The 26,024-nt window shown below is 63.6% G+C and carries 23 protein-coding genes; 7 read left to right on the forward strand and 16 right to left on the reverse strand.

Annotated features, from left to right (window positions below; all coding sequences use genetic code 11):
- Nucleotides 1–652: 652 nt before the first annotated feature.
- The 9 genes from AC07N6_RS20765 to AC07N6_RS20805 all read right to left on the reverse strand — a co-directional run bounded on the left by AC07N6_RS20765 (nt 653) and on the right by AC07N6_RS20805 (nt 10,551).
- Nucleotides 653–1,321 carry a DUF2026 family protein gene (locus tag AC07N6_RS20765; RefSeq protein ID WP_494782055.1) on the reverse strand — a complete coding sequence of 223 codons (669 nt, stop codon included), beginning with the start codon at nt 1,319–1,321 and terminating at the stop codon, nt 653–655.
- A 341-nt stretch (nt 1,322–1,662) separates the two neighbouring features.
- Entirely contained in the window at nt 1,663–1,980 is a 318-nt protein-coding gene (locus AC07N6_RS20770) for a hypothetical protein (RefSeq protein WP_494782056.1), read from the reverse strand.
- 380 nt (nt 1,981–2,360) lie between these two features.
- Nucleotides 2,361–3,581, reverse strand: a complete 1,221-nt coding sequence (locus AC07N6_RS20775) for a M20 aminoacylase family protein (protein ID WP_494782057.1) — start codon at nt 3,579–3,581, stop codon at nt 2,361–2,363.
- 40 nt (nt 3,582–3,621) lie between these two features.
- Nucleotides 3,622–5,031: a M20 family metallopeptidase gene (locus AC07N6_RS20780; RefSeq protein WP_494782058.1), complete on the reverse strand. Its 1,410-nt coding sequence runs from the start codon at nt 5,029–5,031 to the stop codon at nt 3,622–3,624.
- Between the two features lie 107 nt (nt 5,032–5,138).
- Complete coding sequence (locus tag AC07N6_RS20785) at nt 5,139–6,005, reverse strand: ATP-binding cassette domain-containing protein (RefSeq protein ID WP_494782059.1); 867 nt, start codon at nt 6,003–6,005, stop codon at nt 5,139–5,141.
- A complete protein-coding gene (locus AC07N6_RS20790; RefSeq protein ID WP_494782060.1) occupies nt 6,002–7,012 on the reverse strand; it encodes an ABC transporter ATP-binding protein in 1,011 nt (336 codons plus the stop codon). Before AC07N6_RS20790 ends, AC07N6_RS20785 begins: the two co-directional genes overlap by 4 nt.
- A gap of 30 nt (nt 7,013–7,042) precedes the next feature.
- Nucleotides 7,043–7,960, reverse strand: coding sequence for an ABC transporter permease (locus tag AC07N6_RS20795; RefSeq protein WP_494782061.1), 918 nt, complete (start codon nt 7,958–7,960; stop codon nt 7,043–7,045).
- A gap of 28 nt (nt 7,961–7,988) precedes the next feature.
- Nucleotides 7,989–8,906, reverse strand: a complete 918-nt coding sequence (locus AC07N6_RS20800) for an ABC transporter permease (RefSeq protein ID WP_494782062.1) — start codon at nt 8,904–8,906, stop codon at nt 7,989–7,991.
- A gap of 106 nt (nt 8,907–9,012) precedes the next feature.
- The gene (locus AC07N6_RS20805) at nt 9,013–10,551 is read right to left on the reverse strand and encodes an ABC transporter substrate-binding protein (RefSeq protein ID WP_494782063.1); all 1,539 of its coding nucleotides are present in this window, start codon (nt 10,549–10,551) and stop codon (nt 9,013–9,015) included.
- A gap of 327 nt (nt 10,552–10,878) precedes the next feature.
- Here AC07N6_RS20805 and AC07N6_RS20810 point away from each other — a divergent pair, with 327 nt between their 5' ends.
- A complete protein-coding gene (locus AC07N6_RS20810; protein ID WP_494782064.1) occupies nt 10,879–11,790 on the forward strand; it encodes a LysR family transcriptional regulator in 912 nt (303 codons plus the stop codon).
- A 96-nt stretch (nt 11,791–11,886) separates the two neighbouring features.
- On the opposite strand, the gene AC07N6_RS20815 is transcribed toward AC07N6_RS20810, so the two are convergent.
- Genes AC07N6_RS20815 through AC07N6_RS20825 form a run of 3 tightly spaced genes read right to left on the reverse strand, consistent with a single transcriptional unit; the run spans nt 11,887 to nt 16,099 of the window.
- Nucleotides 11,887–13,341 (reverse strand): efflux transporter outer membrane subunit, encoded by a 1,455-nt coding sequence (locus AC07N6_RS20815; RefSeq protein WP_494782065.1) that lies wholly within the window; start codon nt 13,339–13,341, stop codon nt 11,887–11,889.
- An 8-nt stretch (nt 13,342–13,349) separates the two neighbouring features.
- A complete protein-coding gene (locus AC07N6_RS20820) occupies nt 13,350–14,909 on the reverse strand; it encodes an MDR family MFS transporter (RefSeq protein WP_494782066.1) in 1,560 nt (519 codons plus the stop codon).
- Nucleotides 14,906–16,099 (reverse strand): HlyD family secretion protein, encoded by a 1,194-nt coding sequence (locus tag AC07N6_RS20825; RefSeq protein WP_494782067.1) that lies wholly within the window; start codon nt 16,097–16,099, stop codon nt 14,906–14,908. The genes AC07N6_RS20820 and AC07N6_RS20825 overlap by 4 nt, the downstream gene beginning before the upstream one ends.
- 81 nt (nt 16,100–16,180) lie before the next feature.
- On the opposite strand from AC07N6_RS20825, the gene AC07N6_RS20830 reads away from it, so the two are divergent.
- On the forward strand, nt 16,181–16,687 hold the full coding sequence (locus tag AC07N6_RS20830; RefSeq protein WP_494782068.1) for a MarR family winged helix-turn-helix transcriptional regulator: 507 nt from the start codon (nt 16,181–16,183) through the stop codon (nt 16,685–16,687).
- A gap of 152 nt (nt 16,688–16,839) precedes the next feature.
- On the opposite strand, the gene pip is transcribed toward AC07N6_RS20830, so the two are convergent.
- Together pip and AC07N6_RS20840 are read right to left on the reverse strand one after the other, a co-directional pair.
- Nucleotides 16,840–17,826, reverse strand: a complete 987-nt coding sequence (gene pip, locus AC07N6_RS20835; RefSeq protein ID WP_494782069.1) for a prolyl aminopeptidase — start codon at nt 17,824–17,826, stop codon at nt 16,840–16,842.
- Nucleotides 17,827–17,920: 94 nt separating this feature from the next.
- Nucleotides 17,921–18,382, reverse strand: a complete 462-nt coding sequence (locus tag AC07N6_RS20840; RefSeq protein ID WP_141913108.1) for an Lrp/AsnC family transcriptional regulator — start codon at nt 18,380–18,382, stop codon at nt 17,921–17,923.
- Nucleotides 18,383–18,571: 189 nt separating this feature from the next.
- On the opposite strand from AC07N6_RS20840, the gene AC07N6_RS20845 reads away from it, so the two are divergent.
- On the forward strand, nt 18,572–19,639 hold the full coding sequence (locus AC07N6_RS20845) for a 1-aminocyclopropane-1-carboxylate deaminase (protein ID WP_402701688.1): 1,068 nt from the start codon (nt 18,572–18,574) through the stop codon (nt 19,637–19,639).
- A 59-nt stretch (nt 19,640–19,698) separates the two neighbouring features.
- Here the strand turns inward: AC07N6_RS20845 and AC07N6_RS20850 are convergent, their stop codons facing one another.
- Entirely contained in the window at nt 19,699–20,418 is a 720-nt protein-coding gene (locus tag AC07N6_RS20850; protein WP_494782070.1) for a YuaM family protein, read from the reverse strand.
- A 209-nt stretch (nt 20,419–20,627) separates the two neighbouring features.
- Here AC07N6_RS20850 and AC07N6_RS20855 point away from each other — a divergent pair, with 209 nt between their 5' ends.
- The 3 genes from AC07N6_RS20855 to fnr all read left to right on the forward strand — a co-directional run bounded on the left by AC07N6_RS20855 (nt 20,628) and on the right by fnr (nt 23,504).
- Nucleotides 20,628–21,257: an OmpW/AlkL family protein gene (locus tag AC07N6_RS20855; RefSeq protein WP_494782071.1), complete on the forward strand. Its 630-nt coding sequence runs from the start codon at nt 20,628–20,630 to the stop codon at nt 21,255–21,257.
- An 86-nt stretch (nt 21,258–21,343) separates the two neighbouring features.
- Nucleotides 21,344–22,423 (forward strand): fatty acid desaturase, encoded by a 1,080-nt coding sequence (locus AC07N6_RS20860; RefSeq protein ID WP_494782243.1) that lies wholly within the window; start codon nt 21,344–21,346, stop codon nt 22,421–22,423.
- Nucleotides 22,424–22,718: 295 nt separating this feature from the next.
- Nucleotides 22,719–23,504 (forward strand): fumarate/nitrate reduction transcriptional regulator Fnr, encoded by a 786-nt coding sequence (fnr, locus tag AC07N6_RS20865; RefSeq protein WP_494782072.1) that lies wholly within the window; start codon nt 22,719–22,721, stop codon nt 23,502–23,504.
- A gap of 47 nt (nt 23,505–23,551) precedes the next feature.
- Here fnr and hemN read toward each other — a convergent pair whose 3' ends face one another.
- Nucleotides 23,552–24,985 (reverse strand): oxygen-independent coproporphyrinogen III oxidase, encoded by a 1,434-nt coding sequence (gene hemN / locus AC07N6_RS20870; RefSeq protein WP_494782073.1) that lies wholly within the window; start codon nt 24,983–24,985, stop codon nt 23,552–23,554.
- A gap of 329 nt (nt 24,986–25,314) precedes the next feature.
- Between hemN and AC07N6_RS20875 the strand changes: the two genes are divergently transcribed.
- Nucleotides 25,315–25,971, forward strand: a complete 657-nt coding sequence (locus tag AC07N6_RS20875) for a 7-cyano-7-deazaguanine/7-aminomethyl-7-deazaguanine transporter (RefSeq protein WP_494782074.1) — start codon at nt 25,315–25,317, stop codon at nt 25,969–25,971.
- The last annotated feature ends 53 nt before the right edge of the window (nt 25,972–26,024 follow it).

A 26,024-nucleotide genomic window follows, 5' to 3' on the forward strand; every position in this document is an offset into this window, starting at 1 on the left:
AAGTAGCTCAAGCCATTGAAAAGAAAAGGAATTCCATTTCCCGTGCAATGTTGGGCAGGAACCGGCAATGCGAAACAGGGGGAGAAGAAACGGAGGGAGAAATACTGCGCAACGTCACCCGTTCACGACCCACGACAAGATCGTGAACAGGTGTGGACGCACCCCGCGCCGCGTGACCGGATCAGGCTTTCGCCTGCCGGGAAGGGAGGATCGCAGCTTCCAACACGTGTGCGTACTGCCGGGTTACAACGCCACTTCCGGCCTTGGCGTGAAGCTCTACAGCAGAAATCGAATTCGATGGCGGGTGCAAGACCCGCGGAAAAAAATAGCCTGCGATGCGCTCGCATCGCAGGCGAAACATCTGCAACAGGTACAGAGGAGACAGGGAGGATAGTAACGGCGGCGTATGACACCAAAATGACATCGCGCCGCGAGGAAGCCGGATTCGATTATTTTTATCGCGGCGCCGGCATGTCACGCTGCCGTAACACATAGCGGTTATCTTGCTGCTTCTAGTGCGGTACATGCAACCGATATGCATGATCGCATGGTGTGTTGGACGCTCGTCCAGCACACCCTCCCTCCGGAGGCTTGGCCTTCCGCCTTCAGCACTCCCTCCCCTCGCTTCCTGCACCCGAATTTCAGGCAATGCCTACCAGACGCCGTCGACCGCCACGGGGTTGAGCCGGATGCGCGCGACTTCACCATCGCCGCCTTGCAGCGCGAGATCGTCCGGCATCGCCTTGGGCGGCTTGCGGTACCACTCCACGCACACTTGCGACAGGTTGGTCAGCGCCTTCTTGGCCATGAACTGCTGCAGCAGCTCGCGCGTGAGCTCAAGATCGGGATGGAGGAAAAAGTCGCCCGGCGCCGCCAACGCCGTGGCCGACGCGCTCATGCGCCCGAGATCCTTCTGGAACATGCGGCGCGGCACTGGCACCGCATGGCCCGCCGCAGCGAGCAGCTCCTGAAATACCGGCGCCATGAAATCGATTGCGTAACCATCGCATTGGACCCAGGCATGGAATGCGTCATGGTTGCTGGAAACGGACTGGGCATCGTCGCCCAGCACGCCGAAGGACAGCGCGCCGCCGCTCTCCTGGTTGATCAGGTAGAACGCGGCGCCCGCAACGGGAAACGCATTGCGTTTGTAAAACTTCTTCAGCATCTGTGCCGCGGTGACGCTGAAGAAAAAACTTGCTGCGGGAATGTCCGCCTCGACGCTTTGAAGCACGGAATGCACGACGCGGAAGATACGCTGATAGTCGGCCAACGGGATCAGCGGGCGCAGGTTCTGCGCTGATGGAGATGAATTTTGCATGCGACTATTTTCTCATGGAAAAGAACGGGCAAGCCGCTGGCTGCTCCCGCGGGTGCAGCTACGCACCCACGCTGCGTGACGCGCCTTGGTACTGCCATGCAGCTTCACGACTTGCCGTTCCATCCTCAAGACACTGCTTTACTGCCACTGCTTTTACTCACCCTTGCTGCTTACTGCCGGTGCTGCCGGTGCTGCTGGCACTGCCACTGCACTTGCTGCCACTGCTGCTACAAACATCCTTGCCGCGCGCACATTCCTGTTGCTGCGTACTGCGCTTTCCCCTCACCCACTTCCCTGCTTCCCCAACCATTCTCTTGCCCGGCGCCGCGACGGCGCATCGTTCAGGCCTCTTCCTTATGCTGCCCCTGCAAAAAACAGGAGCAGTTCAGGGGATGATGCTCGGCGCAATGGCGCAGCGACCGCTCAGCGTCCATCCCGGCAAACGCCCATTCGGGATCCATGCCCGCCTCCTGATACGGCAGAACTGAAGCCGCCGCCGCTTCCGCGCCACGCTTGCCGGCGTCATCCAGCGACACTTCCAGCCGCCCCCATTCGCGGTCAGCCATGACGAACAGGTAGAGCAACACGGTGCAAAACAGCAGATAGCTGATAAACATCAAGGTAATTTCACCGGGTACGGAATCGGCGACGATCGTCATGACGGCCTCCCATCAACATGCATTCGCAAGAGGTCCATATGGCAATTCGGCATTCCCATCTCGAAATCCGGAGCTACAGACCGCGTTTCATTGATGCTCATGGTAGGCATTTCCCCCGCCGGCAACCATCGGGGAATTCCTGACGTTGCGCAGGGCGCATGGCATGCGCGCCACATCAGGAAAAACCTGAGAAACCGGGCGCGCAAAAAAGAAAACCCGCCAGGCTTGCGCGTGGCGGGTTCAAACTCAATGTCCAAGTCCAAGAGGTTATTGAGGAGACGGATTCACTATATCGAAACCGCTTCCAATCCGAAACAAAGCATTCGTCATGCGCTTATGCGCCGGCGGCATAAGCGGCGCCGGTGCGGCTTCCCTGCCGTTCAGCCCGGCTGGCCCATCAGCCAGCGCTCCACCAGCCGGGTCCAATAGGCGGCGCCGACCGGGATGTTCTCGTCGTTGAAGTCATAGTGGTCGTTATGCAGCATCGGCCGGCCCTGGCCGTTCCCTACCCGCAGGAAGCAACCGGGGCGCTGCTGCAGGAAATAGGCGAAATCCTCGCTGCCGGCGATCGGGCCGAACGGCGCGATCACGTTCTCTTCCCCCACCAGTTCCAGCGCCACCTTGCGCGCGAACTCGGTCTCGGCATCGCTGTTGACCAGCACCGGATAGCCGCGCAGGTAATCGATCTCGGCGCGCGCGCCGTAGCTGGCGGCATGCGTCTCGACCAGCGCCCGGATGCGCGTTTCCAGCAGCTCGCGCACGTCAGGCTTGAAGGAGCGCACGCTGAGCTCCATGGTCGCGTACTCCGGGATCACGTTGGACGCATTCCCGGCATGCAGCGTGCCGACGGTGATCACCGCCGTTTCCATCGGGTCGACATTGCGCGAGACCACCGTCTGCAACGCCATCACCAGGCTGGCCGCCGTCACCAGCGGATCGACCGACAGGTGCGGGCGCGCGGCGTGGCTCCCTTTCCCGACGATCCTGATCTTGACCGTATCGCACGCCGCCATGAACGGCCCGCTACGGAACATGAAGGTGCCGGTCGCCACGCCCGGATGGTTGTGGATGCCGAACACCGCGTCGCAGGGGAAACGTTCGAACAGGCGGTCTTCCAGCATTTTCTGGGCGCCGCTGTTGAAACCCGCTTCCTCGGCCGGCTGGAAGATCAGGTTCAGCGTGCCGTCGAAATTGCGCGTGCGCGCCAGCTGGCGCGCCGCCCCCAGCAGCATGGCGGTATGCCCGTCATGGCCGCAGGCATGCATGGCGCCGTGGTTGCGGCTGGCATACGCCAGCCCCGTCTGTTCGGTAATGGGCAAGGCATCCATGTCGGCCCGCAAACCGATGCTGCGCGGGCTGCTGCCGGCGCGCAGCGTGCCCACCAGGCCATTGCCGCCGATGTTGCGCGTGACCGCGTAACCCCATTCCTCCAATCGCGCGGCCACCAGCGCCGCGGTATCCGCCTCCTGGAAGGAAAGCTCGGGATGCTGGTGGATATGGCGGCGGATGCCGACGATGTCTTCCCGGATGTCGTCCAGGTCGTCGACCCGGCAATAGGCCTTGGCGGCCTTGGTGGCATTGGTGGCATTGGCGTCAGTCAATCTCGTTCTCCGGTGGGTGCTGGAATCCGCTCATATCCGCTCATGCCGCCGCGCGGCGCGCCATGACTTGCGTGCCTTGCTCTGCCAGGTCCCAGAACAGCCCTGCCATCACCTGCAGCGACTCGCGCGATACGCTGGCCAGTATATGCTCGTTGGGTGCGTGCTGCGAGCAGGCCGGATACGAGTGCGGCACCCACAGCGTCGGCAGCCCCAGCGTTTCGGAAAACACATCGTTGGGCAGCGAGCCGCCCAGGTTGGGCAACAGCGTGGGCTTCTTGCCGCTGGTCTCCTGCATCGAAGCCAGCCCCCAGCGCACCCATTCGTCGTCCGGATCGAGACGGGTGGCGGCGAACTGCACGCCCGCCAGCGTCACCGCCACGTCGTCGTAGCCATGCGCGTCGAGATGGGCGCGGATGTTGGCGATGAAGTTGCGGTCATCGCTGCCGACCACGAAACGGATCTGGCAATGCGCGCTGGCGTGGCCGGGAATGGCGTTGACCGGCGCTTCCGGATTGCCGGTCTTGAAGGCCAGCACCTCCAGCGTGTTCCAGCCGAACACGCGCTCGGCCGGCGTCATGCCGGGCTCGCCCCATTCGGCATCGACCTCGGGATCGGTGGCGCCGCCGCCGACCTTGACCTCGGCCAGCGCGTTGCGCACGCTCTGCGGCAGCGATTCCGGCAACAGGCTGGGCACGCGGATGCGGCCGCGGCCATCCACCAGGCAAGCGATGGCATTGGCCAGGCGCACGCCCGGATTGCGCAGCAAGCCGCCCCAATTGCCGGAATGGTGACCGCCGTCGCGCAGGTTGACGGTGAGGTCGAAGTTGCAGCCGCCGCGCGAGCCGAGGAACATGGTCGGCGTAGGCGCGTTCACGCGCGGCCCGTCGGAAGCGATGAAGACATCCGCCTTGAGGCGCCCGGCATATGCCTGGCACACGGCATTCAGGCCGGGCGAGCCGGTCTCCTCGCCCATCTCCAGGATCACCTTGACGTTGTAGCCCAGCTTGCCGCCGCGCGCCTTGAGGACCTCTTCCAACGCGGCCAGGTTGATCGTGTGCTGCGCCTTGTTGTCGGCGGTGCCGCGGCCATACCAGCGATCGCCGTCGACCACGATTTCCCAGGGCGACAGGCCGCTGCGCCATTGCTTGTCATAACCGCGCACGACATCGCCGTGGCCGTAGGTCAGCAGCGTGAACGCCGCCGCCTCTTCCAGGCGTTCGGCGATGAGGAACGGGCTGCCGCCAGGCAGCGGACTCTCCACCACCTCGCAGGTAAAGCCCAGGCCCTCCAGGTAGGGCGCCATCTCCAGGTTGAGATAGTCGTACAGGATGGGACGGCTGGCCGGCTCCTGGCTCTCGGTGCGGATGGCGACGCGTTTTTGCATCGTTTCCATGAAACGGCCGTCATCGAAATACGCCTCCACGCCGGCGATGGCTTGTGCTCTGCTCATGCTGCTTCTCCTCTAAGTCTGGGTCTGGTTCAATTCATTCATCCGCGCCGGCAAATCAGCCTGCCCGCTTCGGCGTCGTGCATTTCGTTCGCTTGCGATGGCGTCGTTCAGGCGGCCGCGGCCAGCTCGGGGATGCCGCGCCCCGGCTCGGGCGTGAGCGCCGACGCCAGCAGCATGCGCGTATAGGGATGCTGGGCATCGCTGAAAATTTTCTCGCGCGTCTGCAGCTCGACGATGCTGCCCTGGTTCATCACCGCCACCCGGTCTACCAGATGCTCCACCACGCCCAGGTCATGGCTGATGAACAGGTAGGTGAGCCCGAACTCGGCCTTCAGGTCCAGCAGCAGGTTCAGGATCTGCGCCTGTACCGACACGTCCAGCGCCGAGGTCGGCTCGTCGCAGATCAGGATGTCGGGCCGCAGGATCAGCGCGCGCGCGATCGCCACGCGCTGGCGCTGGCCGCCGGACAGCTGGTTCGGATACTGTCCATAGGTGCGCTCGGGCATGCCCACCAGGTCGAGGATCTGGCGCACCGCCTTCTCTTGCCCGGCGGCGTTGCCGATGCCATGCAGCTTCAGCGGCAGGCCGACGATCTGCGCCACGGTCTTGCGCGGGTTGAGCGAGGAATACGGATCCTGGAAGATCGGCTGGATATGCCGCGCATTGTCGCGGCGCCTGGTCGGGTCGACCTCCTGGCCGTTGACCAGCACATTGCCCGAGGTCGGCTCCAGCAGGCCCAGCAGCATCTTGGCCAGCGTGCTCTTGCCGCAGCCGGACTCGCCCACCAGCCCCAGCGTCTCGCCGCGATACAAGCGCAGCGACACGTCGTTGACCGCCTTCAAGGCCACCGGCGCCTTGAACATGCCGCGCTTCAATTGGTACACCTTGGATAGCGCGCACAATTCCAGCGCGATATCTCCGACGGGGGCCGGCGCTGCGGCCGGCGGCAGTTTTCCCAGATCGCCCATGTTCATGCCAGCACCTCCATCGGTTCGGTTTGCGCCAGCGCATCCGGCTTGTGGCAACGCGCGTAGTGCGGATGTCCGTCGCTGCCGCGCGCCGCCATGGCCGGCTCGGCCTCGCAGCCGGCATCGGCCAGCGTACAGCGGTTGCGAAAGGCGCAGCCGGTGACATTGCCGACCAGGCTGGGCACCACGCCGGGAATGGCCTGCAGGCGGCTGCCCGGCAGCGTCTTGCCGCGCACCGGAATGCAGTTGAGCAGGCCGCGCGTGTACGGGTGGCGCGGGTTCTCGAACAATTGGCCGACGTCGGAGGTCTCCACCACCTGTCCCGCATACATCACCGCCACGCGGTCGGCGATGCGCGAGACCACGCCGAGGTCGTGCGTAATGAAGACCACCGCCGTGCCGAACTCTTGCTGCAGTTCACGGATCATGCGCAGGATCTGCGCCTGGATGGTCACGTCCAGCGCGGTGGTCGGCTCGTCGGCGATGATCAGGTCGGGGCCGCACATGAGCGACATGGCGATCATCACGCGCTGGCGCAGGCCGCCGGACAATTGGTGCGGATACTGGCGCAGCCGGTCTTCGGCATTGGCGATGCCGGTGCGGTGCAACAGGTAGATCGCCCGCTCGCGCGCCTCGGCGCGGGTGACGCGCGGCTGTTGCAGCATCGCCTCGCACAGCTGGTTGCCCAGCGTATAGGCGGGATTGAGCGAGGTCATCGGCTCCTGGAAGATCATCGCCATGCGCTTGCCGCGCAGCTGCATCAGTTGTTTCTCGGACATGCCGTTGAGGTCGACGCCGTCGAACAGGATATGGTCGGCGCTGCACTGCGCGCGGCGCGGCAGCAAGCCCATCAGCGCCAGCGAAGTCATCGACTTGCCGCAGCCGGATTCGCCGACCAGGCACAGCATCTCGCCGCGCCGCACCTGGAAGTCGATGCCGCGCACCGCATGCAGCATGCCGTTTTCGGTGGGCAGGTCGACCTTCAGGTTTTTCACATCCAGCAATACGCTCATGGCTTTCTCCTTGACTGCGATCGGTACGGCTCAGTTGCGGCCATCGGGCGCATTGATATCGCGGATGCCGTCGCCCACCAGGTTGATGGCCAGCACCAGCACCGCCAGCGCCAGGCCGGGAATGACGATCACCCAGGGCTTGAAGAACATGTAGGACTTGCCTTCCGCGACCATCAGGCCCCACGACGGGGTAGGCGGCTGCACGCCCAGGCCGAGGAAGGAAAGAGTCGCTTCCAGCAGGATCGCGTGGGCCATCTCCAGCGTCGCCACCACGATCAACACCCCCATGATGTTGGGCAGGATCTCGCGCACCAGGATATAGGGCGTGGAAGCGCCGATGGCCTTGGCCGCGGCGATGAATTCGGCGTCGCGGATCTGCTGCGTGGCCGAGCGCGTGACCACCGCGAAACGGTCCCACAGCAACAGGCCCAGCAGGATGATCACCACCTTGAGCGAACCGCCCACCAGCGATGCCATCGCCAGCGCCACCAGCACCACCGGCATGGCCAGGCGGGTGGTGATCAGGTAGCTGATGACGGCGTCGGTGCGGCCGCCGAAGTAACCGGCCAGCACCCCCAGCGTGGTGCCGATCAGGCCCGAGATGAGCGCCGCGGCGACACCGATCATCAGCGACACGCGGGCGCCGTAGATCAGTCGCGACAGGTAATCGCGGCCCAGCTTGTCGGTGCCGAGGATGTGCTCCCAACTGCCCTGCGCGTTCCACACCGGCGGGATCAGCCGCGCCGAGACATCCTGGTTGAACGGGTCATGCGGCGCCAGGAACGGCGCGCAGATCGCCGCCAGCACGATCAGGAACAGCACCGCGGCGCCCAGCGTCAGGCCCCGATGGCCGAGGAAACGGTTGAGCTTGCGGCGCCAGGCCGGCGCCGGTTTCAGTGCGCCCTGCAGCAACGCGCCCGGCGCCAGGGTGGAGGATGTGGTCGTCATGTCGGCTCCTTGAGCGGGATCAGCAGGTTCAGCGGGTGCGGATGCGCGGATCGAGCAGCGCATTGATGATGTCGGCCAGGAAGGTCAGGCCGATGTAGAACATGGCGATGATCAGCACCACCGCCTGCACCACCGGATAGTCGTTGCGCGAGATGGCGTCCCAGGCCAGTTGGCCCAGGCCCTGCATCGAGTAGACCGATTCGATCACCACCGAACCGCCCAGCATGAAGCCCAGCTCCACCGCCGCCAGCGCCACCACCGGGATGACCGCGTTGCGCAGCGCATGCTTGAACACCACCTTGGACTTGGACAGGCCCTTGGCGCGGGCGGTGCGGATGTAGTCCGAACCCAGCACTTCCAGCATGCCGGAACGGGTCAGGCGCATCATCGCCGGCATGGCGTAGTAGCCCAATGCCACCGCCGGCAGGATGAAGTGCTGCCAGCTTTCATTGCCCGCCACCGGCAGCCAGTGCAGCGTGACGGCAAACACCAGGATCAGCGTCAGGCCGAACCAGAAACTGGGCATGGCCTGCCCCACTACCGCCACCAGCAGCGCCGCCCGGTCCAGCCAGGTGTCGCGGTAGATGGCCGCCAGCACGCCCAGCGGAATGGCCACCAGGATCGCCAGCAGCAAGGCGCTGCCGCCCAGCTTGAAGGTGATCGGCAGGCGCTCCGTGATCATCTCCATCACCGGGCCGTTGAAATAGAAGGAGTTGCCGAAGTCCAGCCGCACCGCCTTGGCCAGCCAGTCCACGTACTGCGTGGCCATCGGCCGGTCCAGGCCGAACTGCACGCGGATCTGCTCGACCTGGGCGGCGCTGGATTCGGGCCCGGCGATGGCGGTGGCCAGGTCGCCCGACATGTGCAGCAGCGAGAAACTGACGATGGACACCGTCAGCGCCACGCATAGGGCGATGGCCAGACGGCGCAGGATGAATATCAACATGGCGGCGTTCCCTGTGATGGGTGAGCGGGGCTGCGCGGCAGGCGTCGCGCGCCGGACAGTGCTTGCAAGTTGCGCGCCTGCCCGGCGCTTGCGGCTTGCCCTATGCTTATTTCCAGCTGGCCTCGTAGAACCGGGGCAGCTCGTCCGGATAGCCCTGGAACTTCAGTTGCGCGCTGTACGCGTAGAACGTCGAATACGAGAACATCGGCGCCACATAAGCTTGCTTGGAAATCAACTCCTGCGCCTTGGTGTAGTTGGCCTTGCGCACCGCCGGGTCGATCGAGGAGTCGGCGACCTGCAGGTATTGCTGCAATTGCGGGTCCTTGGTGATGTCGTCGGCGCTGCCCTTGAAGTACACGCCGGCGAAGGCCGAGGTATCGTTCATCGAGAACGAGCCCCAGGAATAGAAGCTCATCGGGGTCTTGCCGCTGCGATATTCGTTTTGCAGGGCCGCGAACTTCATGTAATGCAGGCGCGCGCGGATGCCGACCTTGTGCAGGTCGCCGATGATGGCTTCGGCCACTTCGCGTTCGCGGTAGGCGTAGATCTCGGTGTCGAAGCCGTTGGGATAGCCGGCCGCCGCCAGCAGCTCCTTGGCCTTGGCCGGGTTGTAGTCGAACTTGATGGCGGCGTTGCTATCGCAGCCGAACTGGGTGCGGAAACAGGCCGTATAGACCGGCTGGCTGCCGCCGCGCATCAGGTTGTCGGCGTAGCCCTTGCGGTTGATCGCATGGTTGACCGCCTGGCGCACGCGCAAGTCCTTGAACGGTGAATTGGGCGAGGACGAACCGGTGGTATCGAGCGTGATGAAACCGATGCGCATGGTTTCGCCGCTTTGCACCGTCAGCTTGGGATTGGTCTTGAGCGAATCGGCCTGGTCCGGCGGCACGCGCCAGATCCAGTCGATGGCGCCGGTCATCAGTTGCGCCGCGCGGGTTTCCGGATCGGGGATCACCACGAACTTGATGTTGCCGATGTTGGGCTGGCCCTGCGGGCTGTCCTTGAAGTAGTTGGCGTTCTTCACCAGGGTCACGCCCTGCCCCGGCGTCACGCCGGTGACCTTGTAGGGGCCGGTGCCGATCGGCGCCTTGGCGAAACCGTCCAGGCCGACCTTCTTGAAGTAAGCCGCCGGATAGATCGGCAGCGGGCCGGCCAGGTATTCCAGCGCCGCCGGGAACGGCGCCTTCAGGTTGATGCGCACCTTGTAGTCGCCCAGCTTGTCGGCGCTCTTGATCCAGTCGGTATTCTGGCGCGTGACCGCCTTCGACTCCGGCGACACCACATAGTTGAAGGTAAACACCACGTCGTCGGCGCTGAACTTGTCGCCGTTCTGGAATTGCACGCCCTGGCGCAGGTCCAGCACCAGCGCGGTGGGCGACTCCCATTTCCAGGCGGTGGCCAGTTGCGGCTTGTACTCGTTGGTCTTGGGGTCGCGGTAGATCAGGGTGTCCCAGATCAGGTGGGCCAGGATCACGCCTTCGCGCAGGTTGTTGTGGTACTGGCTGATGTTTTCGACTTCGCTGTCGGACGCATACACCAGTGTGTCATTGGCCTTGTTGGCCATCGCGGAAAACGATGCGGCGGCGCCTGCCGCCAGCAAGGCACATCGCGACCAGGCCAATAAAGATATCTTCATTGCGTTCATTCCAACCCCTTCGTGAAAGAGAAATGTTTGAAAAAACAGCGACGTCGAGGGCATACTAGGCCAGTCTTTATCGATGCCGCAATAAGCAAATTCCTATGCCTCCGTTGCCGAAAAGAGATGGCTCGATTTGTGCACCACAATGTATGGGCGCCCCGCAAGCCAGCATCGCAGCTGGGCTACGGCTTGCCGCGCAGATGCAGCATTTTCGGTTTCGGCGCCCTGGACGGCGGCGCACCAAAGCCGTGAAGAGCGCACCAAATAAACCATGCAAATCTTTTGGCGGCACCCTGGACGCACTTCGCCAACCGGCGTGAAAAGAGGTCAACGATGAAATCGCAGCAACTGCAAGACACCGCCCTGCGCTACTTCCTGGAAGTCGTGCGTTGCGGCTCGATCAGCGAGGCGTCGCAACGGCTCAACGTGGCCAGCTCGGCCATCAGCCGCCAGATCAGCAGCCTGGAGGAGGCGCTCGATACCGTGCTGTTCGAACGCCGGCCGCGCGGCATGGTGCTCTCGGCCGGCGGTGAAATGCTGGCCGCGCACGCGCGCAAGGTGGCGCTGGAGGCCGACCGCGTGGTGGCCGACCTGCAGGCCCTGAAGGGATTGCGCAGCGGCCGCGTGAGGCTGTCGTCGTCGGAGGGTTTCGCCATCGATTTCCTGCCGCGCCTGATCAACGCCTTCCAGAAAAAATATCCCGGCTTCGTGTTCCAGCTCTTCGTCGGCGCCCCGGCCGTGGTCTCGCGCCAGGTGCGCGAGGGCAATGCCGACATCGGCCTGACGTTCGCGCGCCTGCCGGAGCCGGAGATCAAGGTGGTGCACCGCCAGCCGGGGCCGATCTCGCTGGTGATGCGGCACGACCATCCGCTGGCGCGCTTCCGCCAGATTTCGGTATCGCAGATCCGCGCCTATCCGATGGCCCTGCCCGACCCCACCACCACGCTGCGCCAGTTGTTCGACATCGCCTGCAGCCGCCAGCATGTGGCGATCGAGCCGGTGATGACCAGCAACTACATCCAGTCGCTGCACAATTACCTGCTCGACAACGATGCGCTATCCATCACCGGCGAGGTGACGGTGCGCTACCGCATCGCCAGCGGCGAACTGACCATCCGCCCGATCCGCGACTGCCCCAACGATGGCCGTTTCGTCGAAGTGCAGACGCTGGCCGGGCGCACCCTGCCGCGCAGCGTGGAGATCTTCCTCGATTATCTGGTGGCCGACCTTGCCAAGGATCTGTAAGCGGCTTCCCGCGAGACGATGAAAAAAGCCGTGACGGAAACTTCCGTCACGGCTTTTCGATGGCGCTGCGGTTGCGACGCCAGTCGCCCGCCGGCATCATCCCGCGTCCGACCAGCCCAGCCCCAGCGCTTTCTGGATACCGACGAAACTGCGCGTCAGCGCCGCCTCGGCCTGCAGCAGGTTCTGCTGCGCGGTGATCTGCTGGCGCGTGGTGTCCAGCACCTCGATCAGGGTGCCGGCGCCTGCCGCATAGCGCTGGCGCGCCAGCGCCAGCGCATGGTCGGCCGACGCCTTGGTGCGCGCCACGGTGGCCACGCTCACGCGCCCATAGCGGAAGCGCGAGAGCGAATCCTCGGCATCGCGCAATGCCTCGAGCACGGTCTGGCGATATTTCATTTCAGCCTCATCGCGCACCCGCTCGGCCTGGGTCACGCGCGACTTGGCGCGGCCGAAGTCGAGGAAGTTCCAGCTCAGCATGGGCGCGCCGATGGCGGCGAAGTCGTCCAGCCGGGTCAGGTCCGCAGGATGCGTCCCGCCCAGGCCGATGATGCCCAGCAACTTCAGGCTGGGATACTTCGCCGCCTCGGCCTGCCCGATCTTGGCGGTGTCGGCGGCCAGCGTGCGTTCGGCGGCGCGGATATCGGGACGGCGACGCAACAGCGAGGTCGGATCGCCCACCGCCACTGCGGCCGGCGGCAAGGGTACCGGCGCCGCCGATGCCAGTTCGGCATCCAGCGCGCCGGGCTCCTGGCCCGCCAGCGTGGCAAGCTGGTTCAGGTAAGACTCTTGCTCCGCCTGCAGCGGCACCAGGTCGGCGCGGGTGCCATCGAGCTGGTTCTGCATGCGGATCAGGTCCAGGCTGGAGGCGGTGCCGCGTTCCACGCGCTGGCGGGTCAACTGCAGCATCTGCTCCTGCGCGCGGATCGATTCGTCACCCAGCGCCAGCCGCTGCTGGCGGTCGCGCAGGTTGATATAGGCATTGGCCACTTCGGCCGCCAGGCTGACCTGCACATCGGCCAGCGTGGCCTGAGCGGCTTCGGCACTGGCGCCTGCGGCCTGTATCGAACGCTGGTGGGCGCCGAACAGGTCCACCTCCCAGGTGGCGTCAAACCCCAGGCTATACAGGTTGGCGTCGGTGGATGAACCGGAAGAGCCGGACGAACCGCCAAGGCTCAGCGGCGGCAGGCGCGCATGTGCCGCCAGGGCCGATGCCCCCACGCTGGGGCGCGCATTGGCCTGCTCCAGGTTGAGCGCGGCGCGCGACTGCTGCAGGCGCGCACGCGCCGCGCCCAGGTTGGGATTGGCCTCCAGCGCGCGCTGCACCAGGCGGTTCAGGATCGGATCGTTGAGCCCTTCCCACCAGCGGTTGGACGGCATGGCCGCCGTGGATGAAGCGCCGCCGCGCACGAAATGTCCGCCCTGCGCGGCATGCGGCGCAGCGTCCGGCGGCCCGGCGTAGTCGGGCCCCAGGGCGCAGCCGGCCAGCAAGGCGGCCGCCGCCAGCGCCACCAGGCGCGGAACGCAGTGAGTGTGAAGTGTCGTTGTTTGCATGATGTCCATCAATGGGTAGTCACCGGAGCCGCATGGGTCGGCAAGGGGCGCAGGAACAAGACCAGCGGCGTCACGCACAGGATCGCCACGCCCAGCAGCCAGAACAGGTCGGCATACGTCATGGTCAGCGCCTGTGCCTGGATGGTGGCGCCGAGCAGGCGGATCGCCGTGTCCTGCCCGCCCAGCAGGTGGCCCTGGGCGGCAATGGTCGATTGCACCAGCTCGGAGTTGGCCGACAGGCTCTCTTCCAGCCGCCGGCTGTGCAGCCACAAGCGCTGGTCCTGGATCACGGCGATGCTGGCCAGCGCCAGCGAGCCGCCCAGATTGCGCGCCGCGCTGTACAAACCGGACGCATCGCCCGCCTGCGAAGGCGGCACCGAGCGGATCGCCGCCTGGTTCAGGAACAGCATGGCCAGCACCGTGCCGAGGCCGCGCATCAACTGCGAGGCGATGAAGGAGCCGCCATAGGACAAGGGGCTGAGGTCGGTCTCGATGAAAGCCGACAGCGCCAGCAGCAAGAAACCGGTGCCGACCGCCAGGCGGATATCGACGCGCCGCATCAGCATCGGCGTGAACGGCATCATCAGGATCATCGGCACGCCCGAAAGCAGCACGATCAGGCCCGACTGCAGCGAGTTGTAACCGGCGATGCCCGCCAGGAACTGCGGGATCACATAGGCGGTGCCGTACAGCGCCACGCCGACGATCATGGCCATCATCACCACCGAACCGAACTGGCGGTCGCGCAGCAGGCGCAACTGGATCACTGGATGCTTCGCCCGCACCTGGCCGATGCCCAGCAGGATGAAGCCGACCACCGAGGTCAGCGCCAGCCAGCGGATATCCGGCGAGGAGAACCATTGCTCGCGCTCGCCCTCTTCCAGCACCACGGTCAGCCCGCCCAGGCCCAGCGCCAGGCCGAGGATGCCGAGCCAGTCGGCCTCGGCCAGTTGTTCGAACTTGGGGCGCTCATAAGGAATCGCCACCAGCAGCAAGGTGATCAGCGCCGCGCCCACCGGCAGGTTGATGAAGAAGGCGTAGTGCCAGCTGACGTTCTCGGTCAGCCAGCCGCCCAGCACCGGCCCCAACACCGGCCCGAGGATGGCGGTGGCGCCGAACATGGCGTTGCCCACCGGCTGCTGCGAACGCGGCAGCCGGGTGGCAATGATGGTCATGGCGGTGGGGATCAGCGCGCCGCCGGTAAAGCCCTGGCCGATCCGGCCGACGATCATCATCGGCAAGGTAGTCGACAGGCCGCACAGCACCGAGAACAGCGTAAACAGGCTGGCCGCCGACAGCAGCAGGATGCGCAGCCCGAGCAGGCGCTCCAGCCAGGCCGACATCGGGATGATCACGATCTCCGCCACCAGGTAGGCGGTGGCGATCCAGGTGCCTTCGGTGCCGGAGGCGCCGATCTCGCCCTGGATGGTGGGCAGCGAGGAGTTGACGATGGAAATGTCCAGCGTCGCCATCAGCGCGCCCAGCGTGCCGGCCGCCACCGCCAGCCAGGCGGCGGCATCGGCCTTTTCGCCGTTGACTCCCGCGGATGCTTGGGTGGCGGCGTTCAACGCACCTCCCTGGCCGGCTTCTGGTCGACGCCGGCATTGGCTTGGCTGTTGCGCTCACGCTGTTCGCGCAACTCGTCCTTGGCGGCGATGGTGTTGACCTCCACCGTCACCGACAACCCGGCCACGAATACCTTGCGGTCCTGCGCCGAGGCATCGACAGCGATGCGCACCGGCACGCGCTGGACGATCTTGGTGAAGTTGCCGGTGGCGTTCTGCGGCGGCAGCAGCGAGAACTGCGCGCCGGTGCCGGGCGAGATGCTTTCCACATGGCCCTGGAATTCGATGCCGGGCAAGGCGTCGATCCTGATCACGGCAGGCTGGCCGATGCGCATCAGGCCGATCTGGGTTTCCTTGTAGTTGGCGGTGACATAGAAGTTGGTCGGCACCACCGTCATCATGCGCGTGCCGGCCGAAACGAACTGGCCGACGCGTACCTGCTTGTCGCCAATGCGGCCATCGACGCTGGCGCGGATTTCGGTCGCCCCGAGGTTGACGCTGGCGGCGTCATATTGGGCCTTGGCGGTCTCGCCCTGGGCCTGGGCCTGGCGCACCTGGGCCTGGAGCGAATGCACGCGCAGCCGGGCCGCATCCAGCGCGGCGCGACGGGCGGCGACGCTGGCCCTGGCCTGCGCCATCTGGTTGCGCAGCGTGGTCAGGCGTTCGCGGGTTTCGGCGCCGGATGCCGCCAGCGGCGTGTAGCGCTCGACTTCCGAGGCGGCGAAACGGGCATCCTCTTCGGCCGACGCCAGTTGCGCCTTGGCCTGGTCGATCGCCGCGCTCTGCTCGGCCAGTTGCGCCTTGGCGGCATCTTCACTGGCGGCGGCGGCATCGATCTGCGCCTTGGACTGGGCAGCCTGCGCCGAATAGTCGCGCGGGTCGATGCGCACCAGCGGCTGGCCGGCCTTCACATCCTGGTTGTCGGCCACGAACACCTGCTCGACGTAACCCGACACCTTGGGCGCCGCCGTCACGCTGTCGGCGTAGACGAAGGCATCGTTGGTGCTTTCCAGATATTTGCCGCGGAACTGGTAATAAAGGATCCAGGCCGCGACGATGACCAGCGCGATTACCATCAACGAGCGCAAGATGAACCTGGCGCGGGGACTCATGCGTTTCCTGGCCTTGCCGTTGTTTCCATTGTTGCCGTTGTCCTGCCCTGCTCCGGCTGTGCTTGTTTTGGCGTCTGTCATTTTTTTATCCTACAAATCGTGTGGCAACAGATTATTGAGCGAATTAATGAGGTACCATATAATATGGCATCCGAGAAAATCATGTCCACCACCTTTACAAACGACTACACCGAAGCCGCCGAAGCGTTGCGCGACTTCTACCTGCGCTCGCACCGCACCCTCGACAAACTGATGGCGGCGCAGGGCGCATCGTTCGCGCGCACCAAGATCATGGCCTTCATCCAGCGGAACGGAAAAGTCCGCTCCACCGACCTGGCCGACGCTTTCGGCTTCGCCCCGCGCACCATCACCGAAGCAGTCGACGGCCTGGAACGCGACGGCCTGGTCGAACGCGAGGCCGATCCGGCCGACCGCCGGGTCAAGCAAATCTCGTTGACGCCATTGGGAGAAGAAGTGCTGCGCGCCTCCGAACCGGCGCGCAAACGCTTTGGGCAACAGTTGTTCGAAGTGCTGGACAAGAAGGAAACCGCCCAGCTCGTCCGCTTGCTGGGCAAGCTCAACAGCAGGCTGGAGGGGCTGGAACAGGAATTGGCGGAAGATAGCGCCGCCGCCAAAGCGGAAGACGGCGCCCGGCGCGGGAAAAAGTAAGCGGATTGCGGTGGAGGAGGCGGCCGCAATCGCGTGAGGTGGGCAACAGGCCGAATCTGCTGACGGGAGATGCGCTCAACGCCGCCGGATCCTGGCTTTCATCAGGACGACGGCGCTTGCCGTTTGCACAGCAAGGTCAGCGCCCCATCATTTCAGCGATCCGCAAACGCATCGGTAGCCCGGATCAGCTTATCCAGTATCCCCGGTTCGCTGTAGGCATGCCCGGCGCTGCCCACCAGATGCAGTTGCGCATCCGGCCAGGCCTTGGCCAGGTCCCATGCCGAGCGGGCCGGCGTCGCCAGGTCATAGCGCCCCTGCACGATCACCCCCGGTATCCCCTTCAGGCGCGAGGCATTGGCCAGCAACTGCCCTTCTTCCATGAAGCCGCGGTTGACGAAGTAATGGTTCTCGATGCGCGCAAAGGCCAGCGCGAACAAGGCGTCGTTGAAGGAATCGATCATCTTCTCGTCCGCCACCAGCGTGATGGTGCTGGCCTCCCAACGGCTCCAGGCACGCGCCGCCTCCAGCTTGGCGGCCTCGTCGGCGCCGGTCAGGCGCTTGCGGTAGGCGCTCACCAGGTCGCCGCGCTCGGCCTCGGGAATGGGCGCGAGGAATTCATCCCAGCGATCCGGCGCCATCCATGACGCGCCTTCCTGGTAATACCAGTCCAGCTCGGCCTTGCGCAGCAGGAAGATGCCGCGCAACACCAGTTCCGTGACGCGTTCGGGATGGGTCTGGGCATAGGCCAGCGCCAGCGTGCTGCCCCAGGAGCCGCCGAACACTTGCCACTTCTCGATCTTGAGCAGCTCGCGCAGGCGCTCGATATCGGCCACCAGGTCCCAGGTGGTATTGGCTTCCAGGTTGGCATGCGGCAGCGAGCGTCCGCAACCGCGCTGGTCGAACAGCACGATGCGGTATTTCTCCGGGTTGAACAGGCGCCGATGCGACGGGCCGCTGCCGCCGCCGGGGCCGCCATGCAGGAACACCACCGGCTTGCCGCGCGGGTTGCCGCACACCTCCCAATACACGCGATGGCCATCGCCCACCTCCAGCAAGCCCTTGTCGTAAGGTTCGATGGGCGGATAGAACGTGCGCAGTTGCGATGCGGATAATGGGGCAGAGGTAGCGGCAGATGTCATCGGTGAAATCCTCGTGGATGGGGCGCAAGTAAATAAACGCATCTCACGCCTATTTATGAAATGAGTTCTAGTATAGGACCTGTCCGCGAATCGTTCACTCGACCACCAGTTCGTAACTGTTCTTGACTTCATTGAGCACGAAGAAGGAACGCAACTGGCGCACGCCCGGCAGGCGCAGCAGCGTGTTGGCATGCAGCCGGTTGAAGGCTTGCAGGTCTTTCACGCGCAGCTTGATCCAGTAATCGAATTCGCCGGCCAGCAACAGGCACTCCTGCACGGCCGCGATATCGCGCACCGCCTTTTCGAACTCGGCGAAGCTTTCCGGCGTCGAGCGGTCCAGCACCACGCCCACCGTCACCAGCACCGGCAAGCCCAGCTTTTCCGGATCGAGGATGGCGCGCACGTCCTTCACGTAGCCCTCGTCCATCAGGCGCTTGGTGTGGTTCCAGCAGGCGGTGGCGCTCATGCCGACCTTCTTGGCCAGTTCGGCGTTGGCGATGCGGCCGTCCTTCTGCAGCGCCTTGAGGATGCGCTTGTCCATGCGGTCGAGTGACATGATGAAAATTCCTTTAAAAACGATTTTTACGGATATTTATTTCGACATATAAAAATCTGTCGCTTTAACAATCCGAATAATGGCATAAATTCGGAAACACCATTTAAAACCGCAGGCGTAAAGTTGATCCCGTCGATTCGACGTGAATCGCACCGATTTCCCACCGACCCGAACCTGACGGAGCACCCTATGCTGGCACTCGACAAACTGTTCCCGCGCAAGACGCTGGGCTTCTTCCCCTCCCCCCTCCATAAACTGGAGCGCCTGTCCGCGATGCTCGACACCGAGATCTGGGCCAAGCGCGACGACGTCTCCTCCGGTCTGGCCTTTGGCGGCAACAAGATCCGCAAGCTGGAATGGCTGGTGGCCGACGCCCTGGCCAAGGGCTGCGACACGCTGGTTTCGATCGGCAACATCCAGTCCAACCACACGCGCCAGGTGTGCGCCGCCGCGGCCGCGGTCGGCATGAAGTCCTACACCGTGCAGGAAACCTGGCTGGAATGGGATGACCCGGTCTACGACAAGGTCGGCAACATCCTCCTGACCCGCATCATGGGCGGCAACCCGATCATGGGCGGCTACGGTTACTCGACCACGGAAAAAGACACCTGGGCCCGTGCACTGGAAGAAGTGCGCGCCAAGGGCGGCAAGCCCTACCCGATCCCGGCAGGCGCTTCGGACCACCCGCTGGGCGGCCTGGGCTACGCCAACTTCGCCGATGAAGTGGCGATGCAGGAGCAGCAGTTGGGCATCTTCTTCGACAACATCGTGGTGGCGACCTGTACCGGTTCCACCCAAGCCGGCATGGTGGTCGGCTTCGCCGCGCAGGAAAAGCGCCGCCGCGTGATCGGCATCGACACCGCCGACGACGAGGCGATGACCCGCCGCGCGGTCACCAAGATCGCCAACGACACCTGCGAACTGATCGCCTCCAAGGGCGGCAAGAAGGTGGTGTTGAAAGACGCCGACATCGAGATCATTCCCGACTACAGCGGCCCGGCCTACGGCCTGCCAAGCGAGCAAACCATCGCCGCCATCCGCACCGCCGCCGAAATGGAAGCGATGCTGACCGACCCGGTGTATGAAGGCAAATCCATCGACGGCCTGATCGACATGGCCAAGAAGGGCCACTTCAAGGGCCAGCGCGTGCTGTACGCCCACCTCGGCGGCGCCCCGGCGCTCAACGCCTATTACAAGGCCTTCGAAGATCCGGAGAACCTGACCAAGCTGGCGCGCGAAGCGCGTTACAAGGAATAAAAACAGCGGCCCCGTTTTACGGGGCCGCTGTTTTATTCTTCCGCAAACAAATATGCTTGTTAATCTTTGTGCATGATCGCTAAATCGAGAAGTTCGATTAAATAAGCATATCGGAGCGAGAACTTATTCATGATCACTGCTCCAATAGCAATTCCGGCAAAGAACGCCGCAATGTAGAGAAGAAGATTATCAAAGTTGGTATCTATCAGTGGAATCCCGCTATCCATTACGAGTTTTTCTTTTGAGTACAAAGCATTAAGGGTTGACCATCCCAAGCCTGCGAGAGAAAAAATCGCAACCTTCTCGCTCCCTCCAAGAAAGAAACCTATACGGTTTTTGATCCGCTCTCGTTTCACTTCAAGAAGTTTTTTCGCGGCCAGAAGACTACTTTTCTCATGCTTCACTAGTTCTTGAACATGAATCAAATCCTGTTCGATTTCTTTTCGAAACCGCTCAGCTTCTTCCTTTTTTACTGTTACCAACGACACAACGCTCGACAAAATCATCACGAGCAACGAGAAAATTGGCATTGCAATTGCAATTATCCCAAATACATATACACACCCAAGCAATATTTCATCAGGAATCTCAATTTTTGCCATCTTGAGTACGGCCAAAAAAACTAACAAAAATAGACCCACTGCTCCACCAATCAACAGTCCCCAATTAAGCTTGTCACTTCCTCTTTGAAACTTTGATTTTGTATCGCTCGGCTTCGCTGCTTGCATCGGAGACAAAAGATCTATTACTGCGAGAATTATCTGTTTTTCAAATTTCATATTTTTCCTGTTTTTTACAATCACTCTGCTCCATTACGGCGTTCATGAGTATCTGCATCAGAGACACACCTATGTATCGGTATAGAGCCCGGATACTTGAAAAAGACAAGTGCGCGCCTCGACTATTGCTCACCGCTTGATCGGTATCAAAACCCTTTGCTCACTTCACGCGTACCTTTCGGGCATCGTCAACCGTCAGGTAAAAGCCCGTGAAAAAACTCGTGACCATCGCCGCAGCAGCCGCGGCCTTCGCTTCTTCCTTTGCCGCTCCCGCCGCCTTTGCGCAGGAAGCGCAAAGCCCCTGGCTGGTGCGCCTGCGCGCCGTCAATATCAGCCCCGACAACAAATCCGACCCGGTCGCCGGCGTGACCGCCCAATCGGACCAGTTGAGCGTCAGCTCCAAGACCATCCCCGAAATCGACATCAGCTACTTCTTCACCCCGCACATCGCGGCCGAGCTGATCCTGACCTATCCGCAGAAACATGACGTGCGCCTCTCCGGCCAGAACATCGGCAGCTTCAAGCAATTGCCGCCGACCCTGCTGCTGCAATACCACTTCACGCCGGAGTCGCGCTTCTCGCCTTATGTCGGCGCCGGCCTCAACTACACCCGCATTTCCAACGTGAACGTGCTGGGCGGCGCGGCCGAGCTGGACAACCACAGCATCGGCGGCGTCCTGCAGGCCGGCCTGGACATCAAGATCGATCGGCACTGGTTGATCAACTTCGATCTCAAGAAAATCCAGATCCGCAGCGACGTGAAGGTCGGCGGCGCCAAGCTCAGCACCGTCAAGATCGATCCTTGGCTGTTCGGCGTCGGCGTCGGCTATCGCTTCTGACCTGCCCCACCGTCCCTTAAGCAAGAAGAGCTTCCATCACGATGCCGACAACTTCGCATAGCACGCCGGTGGCGCCCGGCGCACCGATGCCGCACCGCAAGGTCATCCGTTCCTGGGTGATCCCGATCAGCCGGCGCAGCACCGCCATTGCGCTCTGGCTGTCGGCCATCGATTACTGCCTGTTCGGCCTGGGGCTGGCAGCCATCGTCTGGATGCCGTGGATGATCGGCAAGATCCTGCTGGGCATGGCGACCGGTTTCATCATCGGCCGCCTGTTCATCCTCGGCCACGATGCCTGCCACCAGAGCTTCACCCCCAACCGGACACTCAATACCTGGCTGGGCCGCATCCTGTTCATGCCCTCGCTGACGCCTTACAGCCTGTGGGCGATCGGCCATAACGTGGTGCACCACGGCTATACCAACCTGAAGGGTTTCGACTTCGTCTGGCAACCGCGCACCATCGAGGAATTCCGCGCCCTGCCGCGCTGGCGCCGGCAACTGGAGCGCATCTACCGCAGCGGCTGGGCGCCCGGCCTGTACTACCTGGTGGATATGTGGTGGAAGCGCATGTACTTCCCCTCGAAGCGGCAGATGCCCACCCGCCGCGCCGAATTCATGTGGGACGGCGTGCTGGTCAGCCTGGCGGCGGCGGCGTGGATCGCCGGACTGGCCTGGGCGGCGCAGGCGACCGGCCAGTCGTTCTGGGGCCTGTTCATTGCCGGCTTCGCCATTCCCATCCTGTTCTGGAAGGCGATGATCGGCTTCGTGGTCTATGTGCACCACACGCATACCTCGGTGGCGTGGTACCAGGACAAGATCACCTGGGCCGCGGCCCAGCCCTTCGTCTCCACCACCGTGCATCTGACCTTCGGCCGCCGCTGGGGTACGCTGCTGCATCACATCATGGAACACACCGCGCACCACGTAGACATGAGCGTGCCGTTGTACCGCCTGAAGCAGGCGCAGAAGAAACTGGAAACCATGCTGCCCGGCCGCATCGTGATCCAGAAGTTCTCGTGGCGCTGGTATTTCGACACCGCGCGCCGCTGCAAGCTGTACGACTTCAATCGCCTGTGCTGGACCGATTTCCGCGGCCGCCCCACCAGCAAGCCGCTGCCGCTGCCCGAAATGCCCGCGGCAGTCACTGCGGCAAACGAAACCTGAACAATATCTGCAGCTTGACCTTCAACAATAAGACGGCCGCATGGAAGGGCAGTCGCGGATCCCCGGTAACTCTGCGATGCCGCCCAATCCCCCCATCAAGACCGCCCCTCTCCCTTTTTTATCGCGCACCGCCGCGCCGGCCCATCTCGCCCATCACTTTTCCCGATTACTTGCCGCTTGTTTGATCTGGCGCAAGCAATGCCGTCTGATTCGGCAATGGCGCCGCTTCGCGCCTGTCGCGCAGACTTAAAATGGGGGCCATCAAAGATCGCAACATGTCCGCCGGGAACATCGTATGAACCAGTCTTGCCACTCCGCCCTGACCGCCGCGCGCGAAGCCGCCAGCAATTCATCCTTGCGCAGCTGCGCCGCCTGCGGCATGCACCAGTTGTGCCTGCCGATGGGCCTGGACGAGTCCGACATGAAGCGCCTGGACAAGATCATCGGCCGCCGCAAGGTGGCGCGCGACGACTTCCTGTACCGCATCGGCGACCGCTTCACGGCGCTGTACGCGGTGCGCGTGGGCCACTTCAAGACCTACCAGGAAAACCTCGACGGCGACCGCCAGATCACCGGCTTCCAGATGCCCGGCGAACTGCTGGGCATGGATGCCATCGGCACCGAACGCCACCAGTGCGACGCCGTGGCCCTGCAAGACAGCGAAGTGTGCGAGATCCCGTTTGCGCGCCTGGAACAGTTGTTCGGCCAGATCCCGCGCCTGCTGCGCCATTTCCACCGCATCATGAGCCATGAGATCACCAGCGAGCAGAACGTCATCATGCTGCTGGGGAATATGCGCGCCGAACAGCGCTTCGCCGCCTTCCTGGTCAACCTGTCTTCACGCTACGCGGCGCGCGGCTATTCGCCGACCCGCTTCCAGTTGCGCATGACGCGCCAGGATGTGGGCAACTACCTGGGCCTGACCATCGAAAGCATCAGCCGCCTGATCTCCAGGTTCCGCAAGCAGGGCTTGCTGGCGGTGGAACAGCGCGATGTGGAAGTGGTGGACCTGGCGGCACTGAAGAAGCTGGCCGCCGGCGTGGACGCCTGCCTGCCGCCCGGCGCCCGCGCGACGGCCTGAATCTCCCCCGCCTTGCCGCCGATCGTCACGCCGGATGGCGCGGCGGCTCAGAGCGTCTGCGAATAACGCCGCGGCGCGGCTTGCTCGCGCTCCTGCGCCAGGTAGCGGTCAAACACCATGCAGATGTTGCGGATCAGCAGGCGGCCCTTGGGCTCGACCGTGATCCATTCCGGCTCGATCCGGAGCAGGCCGTCCGCCTCCAGCGCCTGCAGCTTCTCGATCTCGGCCGCGAAGTATTCGCGGAAGACGATCGGATAGGCGATCTCCAGCGAGCTGATCGACAGCTCGAAGTTGCACATCAGGCGCTGGATGATCAGGCGCCGCAGCACGTCGTCCATGCCGAGCCGGATGCCGCGGGCAATCGGCAGCGTGGCGTTTTCCAGGTGCGCGTAGTAGCCGTCCAGGGTCTTCTCGTTCTGGCTGTAGCTGCCGCCCACGGCGCTGATGGCCGACACGCCGCAAGCCACCAAGTCGCTTTCCGAATGGGTTGAATATCCCTGGAAATTGCGGTGCAGGCGGCCCTGGCGCTGGGCCACCGCAAGGTCGTCGGTAGGCTTGGCGAAATGGTCCATGCCGATGTAGACGTAACCGGCCGCGCCCAGCTGGCGGATGCACAGCGACAGCATGTCGAGCTTGCTGTCGGCAGTGGGCAGATCGTCTTCGCAAATCTGCCTTTGCGTCTTGAACAACTGCGGCATGTGGGCGTAGTTGTAGACGGCAATGCGGTCGGGGCTGGCCGCGACCACCTTGGCCAGCGTGCGCGACATCGACATCACATTCTGCTTCGGCAAGCCGTAGATCAGGTCGATGCTGATCGAGCGGAAACCGGCCGCGCGCGCGGCGCGGATGATTTCCAGCGTCTGCTCCTCGGACTGCACGCGGTTGACGGCGCGCTGCACCTCGGGGTCGAAATCCTGCACGCCCAGGCTGATGCGGTTGAAGCCCTGCGCGCGCAGCGACTGCACGCGTTCGACCGACACGGTGCGCGGGTCGATCTCGATGGAGTATTCACCCACATTGTCCGGCGCCAGCGTGAAGCTCTTGCGGATATGCGCCATCAGGTCGCCCATCTGCCCGTCCGACAAATAGGTCGGCGTGCCGCCGCCGAAATGCAGCTGCTCGACCTGGTTCATGCCGGAGAACAGCGAGCCCTGCATGCCGATCTCGCGCTTGAGGTAACTCAGGTAGAGCGCGGCCTTGGCGCGGTTCCTGGTGACGATCTTGTTGCAGGCGCAGTAGTAGCAGATGGTGTCGCAGAACGGGATGTGCAGGTACAGCGACAGCGCGCGCCAGGCGCCCATGCTGCGGCGATCGGCGACGGCGTGCAGGTAGTCGGCGACGGCGAAGTCGCCGGAGAAGCGGTCGGCGGTCGGATAGGAGGTGTAGCGCGGGCCGCGCTGGTCCAGCTTGCGCAGCAGGCTCTTGTTCATGCCTGCCAGGCTGGCGGAATCGGGCGTCAATGACGGATGGGCGACTTGCATGGGCGGCTCCTGGCCAGCCGCCCGGGCGCATGGCCGGCAGGATGCGCGACAGGCGCAATACACCGCGAGCCGCTGCATCGGGCGAACAGGGATTGATTGGAAATTGCAGGATAGGCGCGCAGGGCAATGGGCGCCTTGATATGCATCAACATGGCCGCTGGCCGCACGCGTCCATGGTCCGCGCCGAACTAATGCCGCCCCCTCTTTGGGCGCTCCTGCAATGCGTGAGATGGGCGCGGTATGGTAAAGTAGCGCCCTTCACATCCCGTGCCGCGTGCGCGGGATTTTCGTCCATGGGTTCCCTAACCCCATTCATCAAAAAGGTCCATATGACAACTATCGATCTGCGCCGGCACACGGCCGTGCTGGCCTGGCTTTCGCTATTCCATCTGCTGGTGATTACTTCCAGCAATTATCTGGTGCAGTTGCCGGTGTCGGTCTTCGGCTTGCATACCACCTGGGGTGCGTTCAGCTTTCCGTTCATCTTCCTGGCGACCGACCTGACGGTGCGCTTCTTCGGCGCGCCGCTGGCCCGGCGCATCATCCTGGCGGTGATGTTGCCGGCGTTGTTCGTTTCCTATGTGGTGTCGGCGCTGTTCTATATGGGCCAATGGCAAGGCTTCGGGACGCTGGCGCATTTCAACCTGTTCGTGGCGCGCATCGCGCTGGCCAGTTTCATGGCTTATGCATTGGGCCAGATCCTTGACGTGCAGGTGTTCAACCGCCTGCGCGCCAGCCGGCGCTGGTGGCTGGCGCCCTCGGTGTCCATGCTGTTCGGCAATGCCAGCGACACGCTGGCCTTCTTCTCGATCGCCTTCTGGCGCAGCAGCGACGCCTTCATGGCCGCGCATTGGGTGGAAATCGCGGTGGTCGACTACTGCGTCAAGATCGCCATCAGCCTGCTCTTTTTCCTGCCGGCGTATGGCGCGCTGCTGTCCATGCTCAAGAACTGGATGGCGCGGCCGCTGGCGGCCGATCCGGCCTGATGCCATCCCCGTTGTTAAATGACGGCGGGCTTGCTTACCGGCCTGCAATATTT

It is taken from the genome of Herbaspirillum sp. GW821-FHT09A12 (genome assembly GCF_059418325.1).

Bases quoted from the DNA above. Each gene is read 5' to 3' on its own strand.
- AC07N6_RS20830 (WP_494782068.1), top strand. From the start codon at position 16,181: ATGTCCACCACCTTTACAAACGACTACACCGAAGCCGCCGAAGCGTTG.
- AC07N6_RS20780 (WP_494782058.1), bottom strand. From the start codon at position 5,031: ATGAGCAGAGCACAAGCCATCGCCGGCGTGGAGGCGTATTTCGATGAC.
- AC07N6_RS20815 (WP_494782065.1), bottom strand. From the start codon at position 13,341: ATGCAAACAACGACACTTCACACTCACTGCGTTCCGCGCCTGGTGGCG.
- pip (WP_494782069.1), bottom strand. From the start codon at position 17,826: ATGACATCTGCCGCTACCTCTGCCCCATTATCCGCATCGCAACTGCGC.
- AC07N6_RS20765 (WP_494782055.1), bottom strand. From the start codon at position 1,321: ATGCAAAATTCATCTCCATCAGCGCAGAACCTGCGCCCGCTGATCCCG.
- AC07N6_RS20800 (WP_494782062.1), bottom strand. From the start codon at position 8,906: ATGTTGATATTCATCCTGCGCCGTCTGGCCATCGCCCTATGCGTGGCG.
- AC07N6_RS20860 (WP_494782243.1), top strand. From the start codon at position 21,344: ATGCCGCACCGCAAGGTCATCCGTTCCTGGGTGATCCCGATCAGCCGG.
- AC07N6_RS20825 (WP_494782067.1), bottom strand. From the start codon at position 16,099: ATGACAGACGCCAAAACAAGCACAGCCGGAGCAGGGCAGGACAACGGC.
- AC07N6_RS20790 (WP_494782060.1), bottom strand. From the start codon at position 7,012: ATGAGCGTATTGCTGGATGTGAAAAACCTGAAGGTCGACCTGCCCACC.
- fnr (WP_494782072.1), top strand. From the start codon at position 22,719: ATGAACCAGTCTTGCCACTCCGCCCTGACCGCCGCGCGCGAAGCCGCC.
- AC07N6_RS20840 (WP_141913108.1), bottom strand. From the start codon at position 18,382: ATGTCACTCGACCGCATGGACAAGCGCATCCTCAAGGCGCTGCAGAAG.
- AC07N6_RS20770 (WP_494782056.1), bottom strand. From the start codon at position 1,980: ATGACGATCGTCGCCGATTCCGTACCCGGTGAAATTACCTTGATGTTT.
- AC07N6_RS20805 (WP_494782063.1), bottom strand. From the start codon at position 10,551: ATGAACGCAATGAAGATATCTTTATTGGCCTGGTCGCGATGTGCCTTG.
- hemN (WP_494782073.1), bottom strand. From the start codon at position 24,985: ATGCAAGTCGCCCATCCGTCATTGACGCCCGATTCCGCCAGCCTGGCA.
- AC07N6_RS20875 (WP_494782074.1), top strand. From the start codon at position 25,315: ATGACAACTATCGATCTGCGCCGGCACACGGCCGTGCTGGCCTGGCTT.
- AC07N6_RS20850 (WP_494782070.1), bottom strand. From the start codon at position 20,418: ATGAAATTTGAAAAACAGATAATTCTCGCAGTAATAGATCTTTTGTCT.
- AC07N6_RS20795 (WP_494782061.1), bottom strand. From the start codon at position 7,960: ATGACGACCACATCCTCCACCCTGGCGCCGGGCGCGTTGCTGCAGGGC.
- AC07N6_RS20785 (WP_494782059.1), bottom strand. From the start codon at position 6,005: ATGAACATGGGCGATCTGGGAAAACTGCCGCCGGCCGCAGCGCCGGCC.
- AC07N6_RS20810 (WP_494782064.1), top strand. From the start codon at position 10,879: ATGAAATCGCAGCAACTGCAAGACACCGCCCTGCGCTACTTCCTGGAA.
- AC07N6_RS20845 (WP_402701688.1), top strand. From the start codon at position 18,572: ATGCTGGCACTCGACAAACTGTTCCCGCGCAAGACGCTGGGCTTCTTC.